Genomic DNA, 20,993 nt, shown 5'->3' on the forward strand with positions numbered 1-20,993 from the left:
GCCGGGCCTTTCGGCGTTCCGGGGCGCTCGGCCTCGCTGCCGGCGGCGGAGCCTGGTCAGCTGGCCAGCTGGTCAGCCGGCCAGCTGCACCCTGAGCGTCTGAACGAGCTCCCAGGTGCCGGGATCGGCGAAGTCGAGCGGGTCGAGGGTGTGCGCGACGACGGTGTCGGCACTGCGCTCGACATGCGTGGTCGGGAGCACACCGGGCGGCGCCTGCCGGCACCACGACTGCGCGGCTCCCGGAACGGGCAGCGGCCCGAGGATGAGGTATCCCGTCGTCACCTCGCAGCACCGCCGCCCCGGCTGCGTGCGCAGCACGAAGTTGCCCACCTCGAAGCGCCGGCCGCCCCAGGAGCCGCGGAAGCGCCGCAAGGTGCGCTGTTCGTGGCCGAGCTGGAAAAGGGCGCCCTGTGCGGGCGCACCGGGCGCCCGCCGGTCGTAGACGAGCCCGTTGGCGGCCGCAAAGGTGCGGAGGCGGGCCTCCCGGCGACCACGGGCAATCAGGGGCGTGACGACGAGCGGGGGAACGAGAAGGGTGGGCACCGACCGAGACTACGTCCGGGTCGATGCCCACCCTCGTGAGCAGTTATTGCCTAATCGCGTGTGCCGCGTCAGTGGCCCTGGTCGGCCGCCAGCGTGCCGAGGTAGAGCTCGATGACCTTGGGGTCCTTCATCAGCTCGCGGCCGGTGCCGGTGTACGCGTCCTTGCCCTGGTCGAGCACGTAGGCGCGGTCGCAGATCTGCAGGCAGCGCCGGGCGTTCTGCTCGACCATGATCACCGAGACGCCCGCGCGGTTGATCTGGTGCACCCGCATGAAGGTCTCGTCCTGACGTACGGGGGAGAGGCCGGCCGAGGGCTCGTCGAGCAGCAGCACCGACGGCTCCATCATGAGCGCACGGCCCATGGCCACCATCTGCCGCTCACCGCCCGAGAGCGAGCCCGCGCGCTGCTTGCGGCGCTTGCCGAGCTCCGGGAACAGCGTCGTGACGAAGTCGAAGCGCTCCGAGAAGATCGAGGGCTTCTGGAACAGGCCCATCTCGAGGTTCTCCTCGATCGTCAGGCTGGGGAACACGTTGTTGTTCTGCGGCACCATGCCGACGCCCTTGGAGACGAGCTTGTTGGCCTTGAGGCCCGTGATGTCCTCGCCCTTCAGCACCACGCGTCCGCCGCGGATCTTGATCTGGCCGAAGATCGCCTTCAGCACGGTCGACTTGCCGGCGCCGTTCGGGCCGATGATGCCGATCAGCTCCCCCGGGAACGCCTCGATCGTGCATCCGTTCAGGATGTTCACGCCGGGCAGGTAGCCGCCCACGAGGTCTTCGGTGCGCAGCACGGCCTCGCCACGGTCGGTCGGGGCGAGGGTGTGGGTCGTCGCCGATTCCGCCGACAGGGTGCTCTCGGAGTCGTTGTGCTCGTTGGGGCCTACGTCGCTCATGCCTTGTCCTTCTCGCCATAGCCGGTCGTCTCGGCCTCCGGGTGCGCCTCGTGCGCCTTGCGCTCGGCCTCCAGCACCGGGTTCGGGCCGTCCTCCATGAGGTCGCCGAGGTCGGTGTCGTGGTGGGCGCCGAGGTAGGCGTCGATCACGGCCGGGTCCTTCATGACGGTCTCGGGCGGGCCCTCGGCCACGACGCGGCCCTCGGCCATCACGACCACCCAGTCCGAGATGTGCATGACCATGTGCATGTCGTGCTCGACGAACAGCACCGAGGTGCCGTCCTCCTTGAGGTTCTTGATGTGGCCGAGCAGCGACTGCGTCAGCGCCGGGTTCACACCGGCCATCGGCTCGTCGAGCATGATCAGCTGGGGCTTCGACATCAGCGCACGCGCCATCTCGAGCAGCTTGCGCTGACCGCCCGACAGGGAGGCCGCGTAGTCCTCGCGCTTCGCGTCGAGCTTGAAGCGGGCGAGGAGGTCGTCGGCACGCGCCGTGTTCTCCTCCTCCTGCTTCTTCCAGATCGGGCGGATGAGCGAGGCGAACAGCTTCTCGCCCTTCTGGCCGGTGGCGCCGAGCAGCATGTTCTGCAGCACGCTCAGCCGGCCGAGCGACTTCGTCAGCTGGAAGGTGCGCACCATGCCGGAGCGCGCCACCTTGAAGGCCGGAACGCCCGCGAGCGACTTGCCGTCGAACTCCCACGTGCCCGTGTTCGGCTTGTCGAAGCCGGTCAGCAGGTTGAACATGGTCGTCTTGCCGGCGCCGTTCGGGCCGATCAGGGCGGTGATCTTGCCGCGCGGGATCTCGAGGTGATCGACGTCGACCGCCTTGAGGCCGCCGAACTGCCGCGTCACGCTGTCGGCGATGACGATGGGGTCGACCTTCGCGCATCCGGGACCCACCTCGCCCTTGACGAGCGGGTGCGTGGTCGGGATGCCGGAGGCCGGCGCGGTGGAGGCGGGGAGATTAGACACTGAAGGACAGCTCCTTCTTGTTTCCGAAGATACCTTGCGGTCTGAAGATGACGAGCAGCATCAGGGCGACACCCACGAGGATGAATCGCACCTGGCCCGCCTGGGTGGTCGAGAGGAAGCCGATGGCCCCCGACTCGATCGCGCCGTACAGGATGCCCTGCGTCAGCGACAGCACGACCCAGAAGATCATCGAGCCGATGATCGGGCCGAAGATGGTGGCCGCGCCACCGAGGAGCATGATCGTCCAGATGAAGAACGTCAGGCCCGTGGTGTAGTTCGCGGGCTGCACGGCACGGGGCAGGATGAAGATGATTCCCGCGACCGAGCCGAGCACGCCACCGAGCACCAGCGACTGCATCTTGTAGGAGTAGACGTTCTTGCCGAGGCTGCGCACCGCATCCTCGTCTTCACGGATGCCCTTGACGACGCGGCCCCAGGGGCTGCGCATGAGCAGGAAGACGAGCACGCTGGCCAGGATGACGATCACCCAGCCGACGATGCGCACCCACCAGTCGTAGGCCGAGTAGGTGAACGGCCCGAACCCGTAGGTGCCCTGCGGGATCGGGTTGATCGCTGCGAAGGTGCCCTTGAAGCCCGAGAGTCCGTTCGCCGCACCGGTGAAGTCGGTCAGGCCCGTGGTGGTGACCACGTATCTCACGACTTCTGCGGCCGCGATCGTGACGATGGCCAGATAGTCGGCCCTCAGTCGCAGTGTCGGTATGCCCAGGATGAACGCGAAGATCACCGAGCAGAGGATGGCGCAGATCACCGCCACCACGAGCGGGGCGCCCGCGAGGGTCGGGATCGCGAAGCCGTAGGCCCCGATCAGGAGGAATGCCGCCTGACCGAAGTTCAGGAGGCCCGTGTAGCCGAAGTGGATGCCCAGGCCGATGGCCGCCAGCGCGTAGGCGGCGGTCGTCGGGCTGATCAGCTCGCCGACGGCGTTGCCGAAGATGTTTCCCCAGTCCATGAGTCTCTCCTTCCTTAACCGATTCGTTCTTTGCGTCCGAGGATGCCCTGTGGTCGCACGAGCAGCACGACGATGAGCACCACCAGGGCGGCGGCGTACTTGAGGTCCGGCGGGATGAACAGCGTCGACAGCTCGACGAACAGCCCGACGACGATGGAGCCGACGAGGGCGCCGTAGGCGGAGCCGAGCCCGCCGAGGGTGACCGCGGCGAACATCAGCAGCAGCACCTGGAAGCCCATGTCCCACGAGACCTGGCGGTACAGGGCCAGCATCACGCCGGCCAGGGCCGCGAGGGCACCGGCGATCACCCAGACGATGCGGATGATGCGGTCGACGTCGATCCCGGATGCGGCGGCCAGTGACGGGTTGTCCGAGACGGCCCGGGTCGCCTTGCCGATGCGGGTGCGGGTGAGGAAGAGGCCGACGAGCAGCAGCACCACGACCGAGATCACCATGCTGAGCAGCGAGCCGGTGGTGATGCGCACCGGGCCGAGCACGACCGCATCCGACAGCCCGACGCTCATGGTCTTCGTGTCGCCGCCGATGTTCATCAGGTAGAGGTAGCGGAGGGCGATGGCGAGACCGATCGAGACGATCATCGCCTGGACGAGCTTGACGCCCTTCCGCCGGAGCGGCCGCCAGAGCAGCCAGTCGTTCAAGTAGCCGAACACTCCACCCAGCACCAGCGCGATGACCATCGCGACGAAGATGTTGAGGCCGAGCAGCACCGCGAAGATCCAGGCGACGATGGCCCCGAAGGTCACCATCTCGCCGTGCGCGAAGTTGTTCAGGCCGGTGGTGCCGAAGATCAGCGTGATGCCGATGGCTGCGAGGGCGATCAGCAGTCCGAAGTTCAGGCCGGCGGCGAGACGCTGCAGGAACTGCTCGAAGAAGCCCGTCGTCTGCCGGGTGTCGGCACCCAGCGGGAACGAGCGGGTGAGCGTGTTCGTCAGCCACTCGTCGGCGGCGACGGTGGACGTCGCCTTGTCGGGGTCGCGCAGCTCGACGCCGTCGGGCAGCGTGTCGGGGTCGAGCGTGACCGTGTACTCGCCCTTCTCCGGCACGACGACGGCCCAGCGGCCCGTGTCGTCGGTGGTGGCGGTCTCCTCGAAACCGGCGGCTCCCGCGACGGTGATCTCGGCCCCCTCGACGAGGGTGTCGCCGTCACGCAGCACACCGTTGATGGTGAGCGTGTTCGTGAAGTCACTCGTGGGGGTCGGGGTCGGAGCGGGGGTCTCGGTCGCCGAGGCCGACAGGGCTCCCGAGCCCAGCACGATGCCGAGACAGAGGGAGACCACCGCCAACAGCATCGTGACGAGACGTACCCCGTGTCCGGTACGGATTCCTGCGATCAAGACAGCACCTCCTGAAGGAGAACCCCATGTGCAGTGGTGGATTCTCCGCGCCTATGGTCGTAGCGACTCTGCTAGACCATACAGACGATTTGTGTCCACGGTGTTTCAGGTGGACATTCCGTCGTGCCCGTTATTTCTACACGGAATATCGGTGCGTGCCTAACGGTTACGATTGACCTACACTGCGCGCGAGGGAGAACGATGGACCAGCCGGATCCGTTCGGATTTGTCGGATTGACGTACGACGACGTGATGCTGCTGCCGGGTCATACCGACGTCATCCCGAGCGAGGCCGACACCTCCTCCCGGCTGACGAAGCGCATCGAGGTCGCCACCCCGCTGCTGTCGGCGGCGATGGACACCGTGACGGAATCGCGCATGGCGGTGGCCATGGCGCGTCAGGGCGGGCTGGGCATCCTGCACCGCAACCTGTCGATCATCGACCAGGCCGAACAGGTCGACCGCGTGAAGCGCAGCGAGTCGGGCATGGTCACCGACCCGGTGACGACGACTCCGGATGCGACGGTCGCCGAGGTCGATGCCCTCTGCGGCATGTACCGGGTGAGCGGGCTCCCCGTGGTCGACGGCCAGGGCGTGCTCGTCGGCATCGTCACCAACCGTGACATGCGCTTCGTCTCGCCGTTCGAGAAGCAGACCACGTTCGTGCGCGACGTGATGACGAAGATGCCGCTGATCACCGCGCGCGTCGGGGTCGACCCCGATGACGCCGTCGCGATCTTCGCGCAGCACAAGATCGAGAAGCTGCCCATCGTCGACGACGCGGGCCGGCTCTCGGGCCTGATCACGGTGAAGGACTTCGACAAGAGCGAGAAGTACCCCAACGCCACGAAGGACTCGGCCGGCCGGCTCCGCGTCGGTGCCGCCATCGGCTTCTTCGGCGACGCCTGGCAGCGCGCCACCAACCTGCTCGACGCGGGCGTCGACGTGATCGTGGTCGACACGGCCAACGGCGACAGCGCGGGCGTGCTCGACATCATCCGACGGCTGAAGAGCGACTCGGCGTTCGCTGACGTCGACATCATCGGCGGCAACGTGGCCACCCGCTCGGGTGCGCAGGCGCTCGTCGACGCGGGTGCCGACGCGATCAAGGTCGGCGTCGGGCCGGGCTCGATCTGCACCACGCGCGTCGTCGCGGGTGTGGGCGTGCCCCAGGTGACCGCGGTCTACGAGGCGTCCCTCGCGGCGCGCGAGGCCGGGGTGCCGGTGATCGCCGACGGCGGCCTGCAGTACTCGGGCGACATCGCGAAGGCCCTCGTGGCCGGCGCCGACACCGTCATGCTCGGCTCGCTGCTCGCGGGCTGCGACGAGAGCCCGGGCGACCTGGTCTTCGTCAACGGCAAGCAGTTCAAGAACTACCGGGGCATGGGCTCGCTCGGCGCGCTGCAGACGCGGGGCGAGAAGACCTCGTACTCGAAGGACCGCTACTTCCAGTCGGACGTGCCCTCCGACGACAAGCTGATCGCCGAGGGCATCGAGGGCCAGGTGCCCTACCGCGGCCCGCTCGCGAACGTGGCCTACCAGCTGGCCGGCGGCCTGCGGCAGTCGATGTTCTACGTCGGCGCGCGCACCATCGGCGAGCTGAAGCAGAAGGGCAAGTTCGTGCGCATCACGGCGGCCGGCCTCAAGGAGTCGCACCCGCACGACGTGCAGATGGTCGTCGAGGCCCCCAACTACCGCCGCTGACCCGCCCGTCGCCTCGTTCACGAAGGGCCCGGATGCACGCCGCATCCGGGCCCTTCGGTGTACCAGTCACTGGTTGAGGGTCGCGAGGGAATAGACGAGCGGGGCCACGAAGGTCAGTGCGACGACCGCGTCGACGATCAACGCCACGACGGCACAGGTTCGCGCTCGACCGACGATGCGCCCGCGGAGGGTGCGCACCGCGAGGTGGGCGCTGATGGCGAGCACCCCGACCAGGAGCACGAGCTGGAGGACCGGAGCGGCGAAACCGCCGGCGGGGGCGCCGTCGGCGCCGAGCGCCAGAGAGAGCAGGGCGACCGCGATGGAGGCGACAGGGGCAGCGATGGCGAGGCCGAGGGCGGTGCTGCCGGAGCGGCTTGGAGACGTAGATTCAGTGATGAGCATGCCTCATGATACAGCGTGGAGGGGTGTCGATAGGATGGGGTGTGATGGAAATTGAGATTGGGCGCGCCAAGCGCGGGCGCCGCGTGTACTCGTTCGACGACATCGCGGTGGTGCCGTCGCGGCGCACGCGCGATCCCGAGGACGTGTCGACGACGTGGTCGATCGACGCGTACCACTTCGACATCCCGGTGCTCGCCGCACCGATGGACTCGGTGGTCTCGCCCCAGACCGCCATCATGATCGGCCAGCTCGGCGGCGTCGGCGTGCTCGACCTCGAGGGCGTGTGGACGCGGTACGAGAACCCCGAGCCGCTGCTCGAGGAGATCCGCAACCTGCCCGAGGGCGGGTCCACCGAGCGCATGCAGGAGATCTACGCCGAGCCGATCAAGCCCGAGCTCGTCACCGCACGACTGGCGGAGATCCGGGCATCCGGAGTCACCGTCGCCGGCGCCCTGTCGCCGCAGCGCACCCAGGAGCTGTACGAGACCGTGGTCGCCGCCGGCGTCGACCTGTTCGTCATCCGCGGCACGACCGTCTCGGCCGAGCACGTCTCGAAGAACTCCGAGCCGCTGAACCTGAAGAAGTTCATCTACGAGCTCGACGTACCCGTGATCGTGGGCGGCGCCGCCACCTACACCGCGGCGCTCCATCTCATGCGCACCGGTGCGGCCGGCGTGCTCGTCGGCTTCGGCGGCGGCGCGGCCTCCACCACCCGTGCGACGCTCGGCATCCACGCCCCGATGGCCACGGCCGTCGCCGACGTGGCCGGCGCCCGCCGCGACTACATGGACGAGTCGGGCGGCCGCTACGTGCACGTCATCGCCGACGGCGGCCTCGGTACGAGCGGCGACATCGTCAAGGCCATCTCGGTCGGCGCCGACGCGGTCATGCTCGGCAGTGCGCTCGCCCGCGCATCCGACGCCCCCGGAGCCGGCTGGCACTGGGGAGCCGAGGCGCATCACGCGCAGCTGCCCCGCGGTCAGCGCGTGCACGTGGGCCAGGTCGCGCCGCTCGAGCAGATCCTGTACGGCCCGTCGCCGGTCTCCGACGGCACCGCGAACCTGATGGGCGCCCTCCGGCGCTCGATGGCGACCACCGGGTACAGCGACCTGAAGGAATTCCAGCGGGTCGAAGTGGTTGTCGCCCCGTACCGGGTTGACTAGCGTGAAGAGGGACGCTACGAGCGACTAGCTCGGCACCAAGGAGAGTCCCATGGCCACGACGACGTCGGTATCGCACTCCACCAAGATCGGGCCCGACGAACGTCGGGACGCGATCGCCTCGCTCAAGGACAAAGAGCTCGACATCCTGGTGGTCGGCGGTGGCATCGTCGGGACGGGTGCCGCGCTGGATGCCGTGACCCGCGGGCTTCGTACCGGGATGGTCGAGGCGCGGGACTGGGCATCCGGAACCTCGAGCCGGTCGTCGAAGCTCGTGCACGGCGGCATCCGCTACCTCGAGCAGCTCGACTTCCGCCTGGTGCGTGAGGCGCTGATCGAGCGCGGGCTGCTGCTGCAGCGCATCGCGCCGCACCTCGTGAAGCCCGTGCGCTTCCTCTACCCCCTGAACAAGCGCGTGATCGAGCGGGCCTACATCGGCGCCGGCATGCTGCTCTACGACATCTTCAGCTACTCCGGCGGCCGCCCGCCCGGGGTGCCGCATCACCGGCACCTCTCGCGCAAGCAGGTGCAGGAGCTGATGCCGAGTCTCGCGAAGGACGCGCTGATCGGCGGCATCACCTACTACGACGCCCAGGTCGACGACGCCCGCTACGTCTCGAGCCTCGCCCGCACGGCCGCCTCCTACGGCGCCCACGTGGCCAGCCGGGTGCAGGTCGAGGGCTTCATCAAGGTCGGCGAGCGGGTCGTCGGCGTGCACGCGCACGACCTCGAGACGGGCGAGAAGTTCGACATCCGCGCCAAGCAGGTCGTGAACGCCACCGGCGTCTGGACCGACGAGACCCAGGCGATGGTGGGGGAGCGCGGGCAGTTCAAGGTGCGGGCCTCGAAGGGCATCCACCTCGTCGTGCCGCGCGACCGCTTCCAGGGCAAGTCGGGGCTGCTGCTCCGCACCGAGAAGAGCGTGCTGTTCGTCATCCCGTGGGGTCGGCACTGGCTGATCGGCACCACCGACACCGACTGGAACCTCGACAAGGCGCACCCGGCCGCGACCGCCGCCGACATCGACTACCTGCTCGAGCACGTCAACAAGGTGCTCGCCGTGCCGCTCACCCGGGAGGACGTCGAGGGCGTGTTCGCCGGCCTCCGCCCGCTGCTCGCCGGCGAGAGCGACCAGACCTCGAAGCTGTCGCGCGAGCACCTCGTCGCGCACTCGGTGCCCGGTCTCGTGGTGATCGCGGGCGGCAAGTGGACGACGTACCGCGTGATGGCCAAGGACGCCATCGACGCCGCCGTCTCCGCGCTCGACGGGAAGATCTCGCCGTCGGTCACGCAGGACATCGCGCTGCTCGGCGCCGAGGGGTACAAGGCGGCCTGGAACAAGCGCGACAAGATCGCGCGGCGGTTCGGCGTGCATCCGGTGCGCATCGAGCATCTGCTGAACCGCTACGGCACGCTGACGGATGAGCTGCTGGGCCTGATCGCCGAGGATCCGTCGCTCGCCGAACCGCTGCCCGGCGCTGACGACTACATCGCGGCCGAGGTGGTCTACGCGGCCTCGCACGAGAGCGCGCTGCACCTGGACGACGTGCTGGCCCGGCGCACCCGCATCTCGATCGAGGCCTGGGACCGCGGGGTCTCGGCCGCTCCGGTCGCCGCCCGCCTGATGGCCGGCGTGCTCGGCTGGAGCGACGAGCAGGTCGAGAAGGAGATCGCGGTGTACCTCGAGCGGGTCGAGGCCGAGCGGGCCAGCCAGCTGCAGCCCGACGACGAGTCGGCCGAGCGGGTGCGGCTCGAGGCGCCCGACATCGTGAAGACCGACTGAGTCGGGTCGTCCTCTCCTGCACCGGTGCGCCCTGTGCGAACAGCCTCCCCAGGCGACGGGCTCCGGATGCCCCTCCACTAAACTGGGATCACCGACGGGTACTCGCCTGCGGTGATCCCAGGAGGAGACGGCCATGGTCGACGTGAAGCGCGTGAAGCTTCCCGGAGTCGGAGTGCTGCACACCTTCGTGACGAGCGACGGCGGCAAGGTCGGCGTCATCGCGCACCGCTCGGGCCACAGCGACCTGATCAGCTTCAGCGACGACGAAGACGGCGACGCCACGAAGGTGTCGCTGCGCCTGTCCGACGACGAGGCGCACACCCTGGCCGAGCTGCTCGGCGGCACCCAGATCACCGAGTCGCTGACCGCGCTCGACCAGATCCCGGGTCTCAGCATCGACTGGTTCACGGTCGACTACGAAGACCACATCGCCGGCCAGCCCCTCGGCAGTCCGGCCGATCGCGGCATCGCCGGCCTCACGGTCGTCGCCGTCGTGCGCGGAGACTCCGCGAACCCCGCCCCCGCCCCCGACTTCAAGGTCTTCCCCGGCGACACCCTCGTGGTCGCCGGCTCTCCGGAGAAGGTCGCCAAGGCGTTCGCCTTCTTCCGCACCGGTGAGCTGAAGGCGAAAGCAGGAGTCGTCGACGGTCCGCCCGGAAGCTGAGCGGCCCCGTGCACCTCGGCCCCGACCTCCTCGTCCTCGGCGTCCTCTTCGTCCTCGCCTACGTCCTCGGGCGGCTCGGCAAGCAGATCGGCCTGCCCGCCATCCCGATCTACATGGTCGTGGGTCTTCTGGCGAGCCCGTACTTCGGCTGGTTCCCGATCGACTTCGTGCACGGCGAGTACATCGAGCTGATCGCGGTCTTCGGCCTGATCCTGCTGCTGTTCAACCTCGGGCTCGAGTTCGACCTCGACGAGTTCGTGGGCAACGCGGGCAAGCTGATCATCTCGGGCGGCTCCTACATCGCCATCAACATGGTGGTCGGATTCGCGTTCGGGTTCCTCGTGGGCTGGGGCACCCGTGAGGCGCTGATCATCGCCGGCATCACGGCGACCTCCTCGAGCGCCATCGTCACGAAGCTGCTGATCGAGCTGAACCGGCTGGCGAACCGCGAGACGCCGATGATCCTGGGCGTCACGGTCGTCGAGGACGTCTTCATCGCGATCTACCTCGCGATCGTCTCGGTCGTGCTCTCGGGCGAGACCGAGATCTGGCCGGTCGTCGGCAAGCTCGCCATCTCCTTCCTCTTCCTCGTCGTGATGTTCACCGCGGCGCGCTGGGGCGGGCGCTTCGTCTCGCGCATCTTCCGCACCAAAGACGACGAGCTGTTCACGATCCTGTTCTTCGGCCTCGCGATCATGTTCGGCGGGCTGGGCGAGATCCTCGGGGTGACGGATGCGATCGGGGCGTTCCTGATCGGGCTCGTGCTGGGGGCGACCCGGTACCGCAACCGCATCGAGCACATCGCCATCCCGTTGCGCGACGTGTTCGGCGCGTTCTTCTTCCTCAACTTCGGGCTGGGGCTCGATCCCTCGAAGTTCCCCGACGTGATCGTGCCGGTGCTCGCAGCGGTCGGCATGACCGTGGCGCTGAACATCGTCGCCGGGCAGTTCGTGGCGTGGCTGAACGGGCTCGGGCCGCAGGCGGGCATCAACACGACCGCGATCCTGCAGAACCGGGGGGAGTTCGCGCTGATCCTCGCGACGCTCGCCCTCGGGGCGGGGCTCGACCCGCGCATCCAGCCGTTCGCCGGTCTGTACGTGCTGATCATGGCGATCATGGGGCCGATCCTCGCGGTCAACTCCGAGCGGATCGGGTCGGTGGTTCTGGGCACGAAGCGCAAGAAGGCCCGGGCGGCGGCTGCGGCTGCGGCTGCGCTCGGGGCAGCGCCGGCGGGTGGCGCATCGGGCGCGGGCGCGGGCGCGAGGAGCGCGACGGGCCCGACGGGCGACCTCGATCGCGACGAGGCGATCGCCCTGATGGAGGCGGCGACGGCCGGGGGTGCCGGCGGCTCGGCCGGCGGTGCGGTGGGCGGCAGCGTCGGGGTCGGCACGGGCGGCGTCACGGTGGCGGGGGCGGGCGGCCGCGCATCCGGAACCGCCGTCGAGTCGGCGGGCGACGAGCAGTTCGACGACGACCGGGCGGCCGCGAACGCCCTCGACAGCGACTACGACGACTACGACACGACGCTCCGGCCCGGCCGCGGCGAGGACGACGGCTCGTCGGGTGACCCGGGCATCGACCGGCTGATCGAGCAGGCGATGCTGCAGTCCGACGACGAGAGCCCCCGAGCGAGAGACAGCGAGTATTGAGCACCACCGGCACCCCGGCCAGCACCGGAACCCCCGCCCGCCCCACCCTCGGCGGCGTCATGCGGCGCCCGCGCTGGATCGCGACACTGCTGCTCGCCCTCGCGGTCGCCGCCGGTTTCGCCGCGCTCGGGCAGTGGCAGCTCGACCGCGCGGTGTCGACCGGCACCTCGGTGAACGACGCGACCGAGACCGTGCTGCCCCTGGAGCAGGTGGCCACCCCGCAGCAGGCGGTGATCGAGAAGCAGGCCGCCCAGCGCGCCGAGGTCAGCGGTGTGTTCGTGCCCTCGGGCTTCGACTACATCGCCGACCGGCTGAACGACGGAGCGCCGGGATACTGGGTGATCGGCCAGGTGCAGGTCGCCAACGAGCCCGACACCTACCTGGCCGTGGCCCTCGGCTGGACCGCGTCGGAGGACGAGGCGCGGGCGACCGCCACGACGCTGGCCGCGTCGGGCTCGACCACGCCCGAGCAGATCGTCGGCCGCTACCTGCCGACCGAAGGTCCGGTCGCCCCGCAGCCGTCGGCCGGCACCTCGCTCGACGGCGGCCCGCTCTCCACCACGATGTCGGTCTCGGAGCTGATCAACCGGTGGTCGCAGTTCGACGAGTCGGCCGAGGTCTACGGCGGCTACCTCGTGCTCGACGCGGCGCCGCAGCCGCTCGCGCTGATCGACTCCCCGGAGCCCGACCGCTCGGTGCAGCTGAACTGGCTGAACATCTTCTACGCGGCCGAATGGGTGGTGTTCGCCGGCTTCGCCATCTACCTCTGGTACCGGCTCGTGCGCGACGCCCTGGAGCGTGAGCTGGAGGAGCTCGACGAGTCGCTCGCCCCGGACGGGCGCGGGTAGGCTGGATCCATGCCACTCGCACCCAAACCGAAGGACTTCCCCCGCATCCGCGGTGCGCTGAAGTTCTACCAGGTCGCCTCCATCATCACCGGTGTGCTGCTGCTCCTGCTCTGCGTCGAGATGCTGCTGAAGTACACCCCGCTGGGGCTCGAGGTCGAGCTCGGCGGGCGCAACGGGCTGCTCGCCCTGGTGCCCGACGGCACGGTCACCGCCGTGAACCTGAGCACGGGCATCCTGATCGTGCACGGCTGGTTCTACGTCGTCTACCTCTTCTCCGACTTCCGCCTGTGGAGCCTCATGCGCTGGCCGTTCCTGCGGTTCGTCCTGATCGCGCTCGGCGGGGTCATCCCCTTCCTCTCCTTCTTCCTCGAAGGGCGCATCGCCCGCGAGGTGAAGACCTACCTCGCCACCCGTGAAGCGGAGCTGGCGAAAAACGACACCGTGGAGGCATCCCATTAGCGGAGCAGAGATTCCCGATCACGACGAGCTGACCCGCCCGGTGCTCGTCGTCGATTTCGGCGCGCAGTACGCCCAGCTCATCGCACGCCGCGTGCGCGAGGCGAGCGTCTACTCCGAGATCGTGCCGCACACCATCACCGCCGCGGAGGTCGCCGCGAAGAACCCGTCCGGCATCGTGCTGAGCGGCGGGCCGTCGAGCGTCTACGAGGACGGCGCTCCGGCGTTCGACTCCGCGATCTTCGACCTCGGCGTGCCGACCATGGGCATCTGCTACGGCTTCCAGGTGATGGCCAAGGCGCTCGGTGGCGAGGTCGCGAAGACCGGCGCCCGCGAGTACGGCTCGACCGACATGGCCGTCGACGACCTGGGCGGCGGCGAGCTCCTCGCCGAGCAGCCCGACGCTCAGACGGTGTGGATGAGCCACGGCGACTCGGTCGTCAAGGCCCCCGAGGGCTTCGAGGTGCTCGCGCGCACCTCGTCCACCCCGGTCGCCGCCTTCGCCAACAAGGAGCGGGGTCTCTACGGCGTGCAGTGGCACCCCGAGGTCAAGCACACCCAGTACGGGCAGGACGTCATCGTCAACTTCCTGCACCGGGCCGCCGGTATCCCCGCCGACTGGAACCCGGGCAACGTCATCGCCGACCAGGTCGCCGCCATCCAGGCGCAGGTCGGCTCGGGCCGGGTCATCTGCGGCCTCTCGGGCGGCGTCGACTCCGCGGTGGCCGCGGCTCTCGTGCACAAGGCCGTCGGAGACCAGCTGGTCTGCGTCTTCGTCGACCACGGTCTGCTGCGACAGGACGAGCGGCGGCAGGTCGAGGAGGACTACGTCAAGTCCACCGGCGTGCGCCTCGTCACGATCGACGCGCGCGAGCAGTTCATCTCGGCCCTCGCCGGCGTCAGCGACCCCGAGCAGAAGCGCAAGATCATCGGGCGCGAGTTCATCCGCACCTTCGAGCAGGCGCAGGCCGACCTGATCGCCGAGGCCGCGGCCGACGGCGACCCGATCCGCTTCCTCGTGCAGGGCACGCTCTACCCCGACGTGGTCGAGTCGGGCGGCGGCAGCGGCACCGCGAACATCAAGAGCCACCACAACGTCGGCGGCCTGCCGGAGGACCTGCAGTTCGAGCTCGTCGAGCCGCTGCGGGCATTGTTCAAGGACGAGGTGCGCGCCATCGGCCGCCAGCTCGGTCTGCCCGACGAGATCGTCTCGCGCCAGCCGTTCCCCGGCCCCGGCCTCGGCATCCGCATCGTCGGCGAGGTCACGGCCGAGCGCCTCGAGCTGCTCCGCCAGGCCGACGCGATCGTGCGCGCCGAGCTCACCGCCGCGGGCCTCGACGCCGAGATCTGGCAGTGCCCGGTCGTGCTGCTGGCCGACGTGCGGTCGGTCGGCGTGCAGGGCGACGGGCGCACCTACGGGCACCCGATCGTGCTGCGGCCCGTCTCGAGCGAAGACGCGATGACCGCCGACTGGACGCGGCTGCCCTACGACGTGCTGGCCCGCATCTCGAACCGCATCACCAACGAGGTCAGCGGCGTCAACCGCGTCGTGCTCGACGTCACGTCGAAGCCGCCGGGAACCATCGAGTGGGAGTGATCCCACCGGGAGCCTGCGAGCCGGAGTGATCCCGCTCGGACGAGAGCCCCTCCGGACGATCCGCCAGGCCTCAGGCCCCGGCCGGGTCGCCGGAGGGGCTCTTCCGTCGCCGGGGCCACGGGCGGTGCGTGGTCAGGCGGCTGAACACCCACTCCAGCGGCCCCTGCGTGAAGGCGAGCTTCCAGAGGCACGCGAGCACCAGCGACGGGATGGCGAACACGAAGAACAGCGGCACCGACTGCCAGCCGAGCCACTCCTCGTGCGGCACGAGCTCCACGGCGACGGCGATTCCGATGATCTGCGCCGTGTAGATCGTGAGCGGCATCGAGCCGACGGCCCGGAGCGGCCACAGCACGCCCCGCGAGATGCGCCGCACTCGTTCAGCCGCCGAGTCGGTCAGCCAGACGAGCAGCCCGATCACCGCGACCGCGAGCCCGCCCGAGGCGATCACCTCGGCGGTGGTGTCGTCGTGCGCGAGCACCGGCGCGCCGAGCGCATCGGGCACGGTGTAGCCGAGCACCGCAGCCAGCCCGCCCGCGGCGACGAGCACGTACTGGGTGCGCCGGCTCCGCAGATCGGAGCGGGCGATCAGGATGCCGACGGCCAGGTAGGCGAGCCAGACGGGCGCCGGGTACGCGTCGATCAACCAGCGCACCGGGAAGTAGGCCCACGGGCTCTCGAACGCGGTCGCGGTCGCTCCGGTCGTGCCCTCGATGGCCGCGCCGATCGTCTCGACCAGCCACGGGCCGCCCAGCGCTGCGGCTGCGGCGACGACCGCCACCAGCCAGCGCGGGGCGTAGAGCAGCGGCAGCGCCACGATGAACAAGAAGCCGTAGGTGTCGAGGATGATCGCGATCGGCGTCTGCAGGAAGGTCAGCAGCACGCCGAGCACGATCAGCAGCAGGCCGCGCAGCAGCACGACGCGGGCGACGCGGCCACGCGCATCCGGAGCCGGTCGCCGGGAACCGCCGGACATGAGGCCCAGGGAGACGCCCGCGATGGTGGCGAAGAGGATGGAGGAGCGGCCGTCCCAGACGAAGTCGCCGTCGCCCTCGGGCACGGTGTGGGCGGCGAGCATGCCCAGGAGGGCGAGGCCGCGGGCGGCGTCGAGGCCGGTTAGACGGCCCGCGGCGGTGCGGATCCCCCGGACGGCTCCCCGGGAACGGCGAACGGGGCCGCCCTCTCGGACGACCCCGTTCGTTTCGCTGATGACCGGCTCCGGTTCGTCGCGGGAGACGGCTAGTTGCGGAAGATGGCGATCATGCGGAGGAGCTCCAGGTACAGCCAGACGATGGTGGTCATCAGGCCGAACGCGCCGGTCCACCCGTACTTGCGGGGGGCTCCCGACTTGACGCCGCGCTGGATCATGTCGAAGTCGAGCACCAGCGAGTAGGCCGCCATGATGACGACGACGACGCCGATGACGAGGCCGATCCAGCCGCTGCGCAGGCCGAACGGGTCGGTGACCACGCCGGTGAGCATGAGCACGAGGTTCAGCAGCGAGAAGACGCCGTAGCCGACCATCGCGATCAGGAACACCTTGGTGGCGCGCTTGGAGGCACGGATCTTGCCGCTCGCAAACAGGGCGAGGGTGACGCCGAAGACGGCGACCGTGGCGAGCACGGCCTGGATGACGATGCCCGACCACTGGTACTCGAAGAAGCTCGAGATGGCGCCGATCGCGAGGCCCTCGAAGGCCGCGTAGGCGAGGATCAGCGGAACGGACGGCTCGCGCTTGAAGGCGTTGACGAGGCCGAGAACGAAGCCGACGAGCACGCCGACGATCATCAGGCCGAGGCCGAGGACGGTGGGGACGGGCCAGTTGGCGAGGAAGCCGACGACGCCGGTGACCAGGAAGATCGCGAACAGGCCCGCGGTCTTCATGATGACGTCGTCGTAGCTCATGCGGTCGGTCTCGGCGGGGCCGGCGGCCGGGCGCTCGTAGAGCTGCTGGAGACCGTCTGCGGTCATCGTGGGGGTCTGTGCCACCGCCTTGCCGTTGAACACCGGATTCCGGGCGAAGGCGGGGTTGCTGGAGGACGCTGCCATGTCGTTCTCAATCTGTGCTGTGAGGGTGATCGTGGTTGCTACAAACGTAGTGCACCGTTTACAGGAAATGCCTGGACATGGGCCCGATGTGTGCCCTGAACGGGGATGTTCGCCGAGGGCGCAGGGGCGGGCTGCCGGTGGCGGGGCGTAGCGTGTGGGGCGTGATCAGAGAAGCGGATGCGCGTCCCCTCGTCATCGGGCACCGAGGCGCCAGCGGGTACCGGCCGGAGCACACGGCGTCCGCGTACGAGCTGGCGTTCGCGCTCGGCGCCGACGCGGTGGAGCCCGACGTCGTGCTGACGCGCGACGGGGTCGCGGTCGTGCGGCACGAGAACGAGATCTCGGGCACGACCGATGTCGCCGCGCATCCGGAATTCGCCGACCGCCGCACCACCAAGCACATCGACGGGCACGAGCTGACCGGGTGGTTCACCGAGGACTTCACCTGGGCGGAGCTGCAGACGCTGCGAGCGCGGGAGCGGCTGCCCGAGGTGCGGCCGGCGAGCCGGAGCTTCGACGGGCGATTCGGGATCCTGCGGCTGGCGGACGTGCTGCGGATCGTGGACGAGGCGTCTTCTTCTTCGTCTTCGTCTTCTTCTTCGGGGCTGCGGCGGGCTGTGGTCGAGCTGAAGCACGTGGCGTTCTACGACTCGATCGGGATGCCCTACGCCGAGATCGTGGCGGGGGAGCTCGCGTCGGCGGGGTGGGATGCGCGGCCGTCGCAGCTCGTGGTGGAGTCGTTCGAGAAGACGGCGCTCGCCGGGCTGCGTGCGCGCGGGGTGGCGGCGGAGTGGATCTTCCTGCTCGAGGACTCGGGGTCGCCCGCCGATCTGGTGGCGGCGCAGGGGGCCGGGGCACCGGACTACGCGTCGTTCCTCACGCCTGCGGGGCTGGCCGGGCTGGCGACCGAGGTCGACGGGATCAGCCTCGACAAGGCGACGATCATGCCGCGGGATCTGAAGGGATCGGCGCACGGGGTGAGCGACGTGGTGGCGAGGGCGCACGCCGCGGGGCTGTCGGTGTTCACGTGGACCCTGAGGGCGGAGAACCGGTTCCTGCCGCGGAACTTCCGGCTGGGGCGGGACAAGGCGGCGTTCGGGGCGTGGGAGGACGAGTTCGCGGCGATCCTGTCGTCGGGGGTCGACGGGGTGTTCGCGGATCAGCCGGATCTGGCGGTGCGGGCTCGGGAGCTGGTGGCGCTCCGGGGATGAGCGTCGGTGGTGCGACCTAGACTTGTAGGAGCATGAGCGACACCACTACTCCCCGTCTTCAGCCTGTCGTCGTCGACCCTTCGGGCGGGTCCGCCGGCGGTGCTCCGGAGGACGACGAGCTGCTCGCCGGGCTGAACCCCGAGCAGCGCGAAGCGGTCGTCTACCGCGGGCAGGCGCTGCTCATCGTCGCGGGCGCGGGCAGTGGCAAGACGCGCGTGCTGACGCACCGCATCGCCGGGCTGATCAAGAGCGGGGAGGCGTGGCCGAGCCAGATCCTCGCGATCACGTTCACCAACAAGGCCGCCGCCGAGATGCGCGAGCGCGTCGGGCACCTGCTGGGGCAGGTCGCCGAGGGCATGTGGATCTCGACGTTCCACTCGGCCTGCGTGCGCATCCTGCGCCGCGAGGCCGAGAACTTCGGCTTCACCAAGAGCTTCACCATCTACGACTCGGCCGACTCGCGGGCGCTGGTCAAGCGCATCATCAAAGACCTGCAGGCCGACACCTTCGGCTTCACCGTCTCGCAGGTCACCGCGAAGATCTCCAAGTTGAAGAACGAACTCGCCGACGCCGACAGCTACGCGCGCACGGCGAACTTCAACGACCCGCAGGAGGCGATGTTCGTCGAGTGCTTCCGGGCCTACAGCCGGGCACTCCGCGAGGCGAACGCCTTCGACTTCGACGACCTGATCAGCCAGACGGTGTTCCTGTTCCGGGCCTTCCCACAGGTGGCCGAGAAGTACCAGCGGCGGTTCCGGCACATCCTCGTCGACGAGTACCAGGACACGAATCACGCGCAGTACTCGCTCATCCGCGAGCTCACCAAGGCGCCGGAGTCGAACGAGCTCTCGGGGCTCGCGTCGTTCGGCGGGGGCGGGGCGTCGCTGACCGTCGTCGGTGACTCCGACCAGTCGATCTACGCCTTCCGCGGGGCCGACATCCGCAACATCGTCGAGTTCGAACGCGACTTCCCCGGCGCTCGCGTGGTTCTGCTCGAGCAGAACTACCGGTCCACCCAGAACATCCTCTCGGCGGCCAACGCCGTCATCTCGAACAACTTCGACCGCAAGGACAAGAAGCTCTGGACGGCTGTCGGCGACGGCGAGAAGATCATCGGGTTCACCGGCTACTCGGGGCACGACGAGGCGCAGTTCGTGGCCGACGAGATCGCGAAGCTGCACGAGGGCGGCATGGCGTACAACGACATCGCCGTGTTCTACCGCACCAACTCGCAGACGCGTGCGCTGGAGGAGATCTTCATCCGCTCGGCGCTGCCGTACCGGGTGCTCGGCGGCACCAAGTTCTACGAGCGGGCCGAGATCAAGGATGCGATGGCCTACCTCTCGGCCGTAGCGAACCCGTTCGACGGACTGGCGCTGCGGCGCATCCTGAACACCCCGAAGCGCGGCATCGGGCCGGCGACGGAGACGGCGCTCGCCGGGTTCGCCGAGCGCAACGAGACCAGCTACCGCGAGGCGATGCGCCGGGCGAAGGAGCTGAGCCTCGGGCCGAAGGTCACGGGGGCGATCCTGCAGCTCGCGGGGCTGCTCGACGAGGCGAGCGAACTCGTCGATCCGACGCGGGAGGGCGGGGAGGCGCCGGTCAGCGAGGTGCTGCAGCTGCTGATGGAGCGGAGCGCCTACGTCGCCACGCTGCGCGCCAGCCGCGACCCGCAGGACGAGGCTCGAGCCGAGAACGTCGAGGAACTGCTCGCGGTGACCAAGGAGTTCAACCGCAACAACCCCGACGGCACACTGCTCGACTTCCTCACCGAGGTGTCGCTCGTGGCTGCGGTCGACGACCTCGACGACTCCAGCGGAACGGTGTCGCTGATGACGCTGCACACCGCCAAGGGGCTCGAGTACGACGCCGTCTTCCTCACCGGGGTCGAGGAGGACCTGCTGCCGCACCGCATGTCGGCCGGGGAGCCCGGAGGGCCCGCGGAGGAGCGGCGGCTGTTCTATGTCGGCATCACGCGGGCGCGGAAGCGGCTGTTCATCTCGCTCGCCATGACGCGGGCCCAGTTCGGCGAGACCGCGGTGGCGATGCCGAGCCGATACCTGCAGGAGATCCCGGCGGAGCTGGTGGAGTGGATCCAGTCGCCGGGCATGGCTTCGCGCGGCGGGAGCGACAGTCGGGCGCTGAACGGATCGCGCGGCGGGAGCTACGGCGGCGGCTACGGGTCGCGGTCGGGCTCGGGCTCGGGTTCGTCGTCCGGCTCGGGTTCGCCGCGCTTCGGAGCCGACGGCGGCTACGGGCTGCCGCCGGGACCGCCCCGGCCGAAGACCGAGTGGGCGAACCGCGTGACGGGGCAGGTGCGCGACAACGGCGACCTGACGCTCGCTCCCGGTGACCGCATCAAGCACGCCGACTTCGGCGAGGGCCGCGTCAACCAGGTCACGGGCGAGGGCGCCAAGCGCGTCGCCCACGTCACCTTCGAGGCCGTCGGCGCCAAGAAGCTCCTCATCAAGATCGCCCCCATCGAGAAGCTCTGAGCTGCGGCGGACCGGCGGTCGCGTACCCGCTGACTTCTTCCGATCGCGGCTGACCCCGTCTTGCTCGGCGGTCGACCGCCCCGCGTGCGCCGGCCCCGCAGCGTCACCGGGCGGTGAGCGGCGGGGCCGAGGTGCTGGCGGGACGGATCCGCTGGCAGCGCCTTTTGGAGTCGACCCCGGCGTCGTCGGGCCGGATCCGACGGGAGCGTCTGCGGGCGTCGACCCCGGCGTCGGCGGGCCCGA

At 69.5% G+C, this 20,993-nt stretch carries 18 protein-coding genes; 10 read left to right on the forward strand and 8 right to left on the reverse strand.

The features are described from left to right. Window positions 1-72: 72 nt before the first annotated feature. The 5 genes from HQQ85_RS15340 to HQQ85_RS15360 form a co-directional block, all read right to left on the reverse strand. A complete protein-coding gene (locus tag HQQ85_RS15340) occupies window positions 73-543 on the reverse strand; it encodes a hypothetical protein (protein WP_173183379.1) in 471 nt (156 codons plus the stop codon). A gap of 68 nt (window positions 544-611) precedes the next feature. After that, window positions 612-1,436, reverse strand: a complete 825-nt coding sequence (locus HQQ85_RS15345; protein WP_173183380.1) for an ABC transporter ATP-binding protein — start codon at window positions 1,434-1,436, stop codon at window positions 612-614. Next, window positions 1,433-2,368 (reverse strand): ABC transporter ATP-binding protein, encoded by a 936-nt coding sequence (locus HQQ85_RS15350; RefSeq protein WP_271206501.1) that lies wholly within the window; start codon window positions 2,366-2,368, stop codon window positions 1,433-1,435. Before HQQ85_RS15350 ends, HQQ85_RS15345 begins: the two co-directional genes overlap by 4 nt. Before the next feature lie 31 nt (window positions 2,369-2,399). Continuing rightward, window positions 2,400-3,377: a branched-chain amino acid ABC transporter permease gene (locus HQQ85_RS15355; protein ID WP_173183381.1), complete on the reverse strand. Its 978-nt coding sequence runs from the start codon at window positions 3,375-3,377 to the stop codon at window positions 2,400-2,402. Window positions 3,378-3,391: 14 nt separating this feature from the next. Next, window positions 3,392-4,675, reverse strand: a complete 1,284-nt coding sequence (locus tag HQQ85_RS15360) for a branched-chain amino acid ABC transporter permease (RefSeq protein ID WP_271206442.1) — start codon at window positions 4,673-4,675, stop codon at window positions 3,392-3,394. A gap of 258 nt (window positions 4,676-4,933) precedes the next feature. Here HQQ85_RS15360 and guaB point away from each other — a divergent pair, with 258 nt between their 5' ends. Then, the gene (guaB, locus tag HQQ85_RS15365) at window positions 4,934-6,436 is read left to right on the forward strand and encodes an IMP dehydrogenase (protein ID WP_173183382.1); all 1,503 of its coding nucleotides are present in this window, start codon (window positions 4,934-4,936) and stop codon (window positions 6,434-6,436) included. Between the two features lie 66 nt (window positions 6,437-6,502). Here the strand turns inward: guaB and HQQ85_RS15370 are convergent, their stop codons facing one another. After that, a complete protein-coding gene (locus HQQ85_RS15370; RefSeq protein ID WP_173183383.1) occupies window positions 6,503-6,838 on the reverse strand; it encodes a hypothetical protein in 336 nt (111 codons plus the stop codon). A gap of 44 nt (window positions 6,839-6,882) precedes the next feature. On the opposite strand from HQQ85_RS15370, the gene HQQ85_RS15375 reads away from it, so the two are divergent. From HQQ85_RS15375 to guaA, 7 genes are all read left to right on the forward strand, one after another. Next, window positions 6,883-8,001 carry a GuaB3 family IMP dehydrogenase-related protein gene (locus tag HQQ85_RS15375; RefSeq protein ID WP_173183384.1) on the forward strand — a complete coding sequence of 373 codons (1,119 nt, stop codon included), beginning with the start codon at window positions 6,883-6,885 and terminating at the stop codon, window positions 7,999-8,001. A 49-nt stretch (window positions 8,002-8,050) separates the two neighbouring features. After that, window positions 8,051-9,781: a glycerol-3-phosphate dehydrogenase/oxidase gene (locus HQQ85_RS15380; protein WP_173183385.1), complete on the forward strand. Its 1,731-nt coding sequence runs from the start codon at window positions 8,051-8,053 to the stop codon at window positions 9,779-9,781. 133 nt (window positions 9,782-9,914) lie between these two features. After that, entirely contained in the window at window positions 9,915-10,445 is a 531-nt protein-coding gene (locus tag HQQ85_RS15385; protein WP_173183386.1) for a cation:proton antiporter regulatory subunit, read from the forward strand. A gap of 8 nt (window positions 10,446-10,453) precedes the next feature. Further along, entirely contained in the window at window positions 10,454-12,094 is a 1,641-nt protein-coding gene (locus HQQ85_RS15390; RefSeq protein WP_371741927.1) for a cation:proton antiporter, read from the forward strand. Next, complete coding sequence (locus HQQ85_RS15395) at window positions 12,091-12,942, forward strand: SURF1 family cytochrome oxidase biogenesis protein (protein ID WP_254069471.1); 852 nt, start codon at window positions 12,091-12,093, stop codon at window positions 12,940-12,942. Before HQQ85_RS15390 ends, HQQ85_RS15395 begins: the two co-directional genes overlap by 4 nt. A 9-nt stretch (window positions 12,943-12,951) precedes the next feature. After that, window positions 12,952-13,401, forward strand: a complete 450-nt coding sequence (locus HQQ85_RS15400; RefSeq protein WP_173183387.1) for a DUF3817 domain-containing protein — start codon at window positions 12,952-12,954, stop codon at window positions 13,399-13,401. A 40-nt stretch (window positions 13,402-13,441) separates the two neighbouring features. After that, window positions 13,442-14,995 carry a glutamine-hydrolyzing GMP synthase gene (gene guaA, locus HQQ85_RS15405; protein WP_371741928.1) on the forward strand — a complete coding sequence of 518 codons (1,554 nt, stop codon included), beginning with the start codon at window positions 13,442-13,444 and terminating at the stop codon, window positions 14,993-14,995. Between the two features lie 70 nt (window positions 14,996-15,065). On the opposite strand, the gene HQQ85_RS15410 is transcribed toward guaA, so the two are convergent. Together HQQ85_RS15410 and HQQ85_RS15415 are read right to left on the reverse strand one after the other, a co-directional pair. Further along, the gene (locus HQQ85_RS15410; protein ID WP_173183388.1) at window positions 15,066-16,073 is read right to left on the reverse strand and encodes a DUF418 domain-containing protein; all 1,008 of its coding nucleotides are present in this window, start codon (window positions 16,071-16,073) and stop codon (window positions 15,066-15,068) included. Between the two features lie 161 nt (window positions 16,074-16,234). Continuing rightward, the gene (locus tag HQQ85_RS15415) at window positions 16,235-17,044 is read right to left on the reverse strand and encodes a Bax inhibitor-1/YccA family protein (RefSeq protein ID WP_173183389.1); all 810 of its coding nucleotides are present in this window, start codon (window positions 17,042-17,044) and stop codon (window positions 16,235-16,237) included. 161 nt (window positions 17,045-17,205) lie between these two features. Between HQQ85_RS15415 and HQQ85_RS15420 the strand changes: the two genes are divergently transcribed. Next, window positions 17,206-18,255 carry a glycerophosphodiester phosphodiesterase family protein gene (locus HQQ85_RS15420; protein ID WP_371741929.1) on the forward strand — a complete coding sequence of 350 codons (1,050 nt, stop codon included), beginning with the start codon at window positions 17,206-17,208 and terminating at the stop codon, window positions 18,253-18,255. A 32-nt stretch (window positions 18,256-18,287) separates the two neighbouring features. Further along, the gene (locus HQQ85_RS15425) at window positions 18,288-20,750 is read left to right on the forward strand and encodes an ATP-dependent helicase (protein ID WP_173183391.1); all 2,463 of its coding nucleotides are present in this window, start codon (window positions 18,288-18,290) and stop codon (window positions 20,748-20,750) included. Window positions 20,751-20,993: the final 243 nt, after the last annotated feature.

This window comes from Herbiconiux sp. VKM Ac-2851 (assembly GCF_013205105.1).
Classification (GTDB): domain Bacteria; phylum Actinomycetota; class Actinomycetes; order Actinomycetales; family Microbacteriaceae; genus Herbiconiux; species Herbiconiux flava.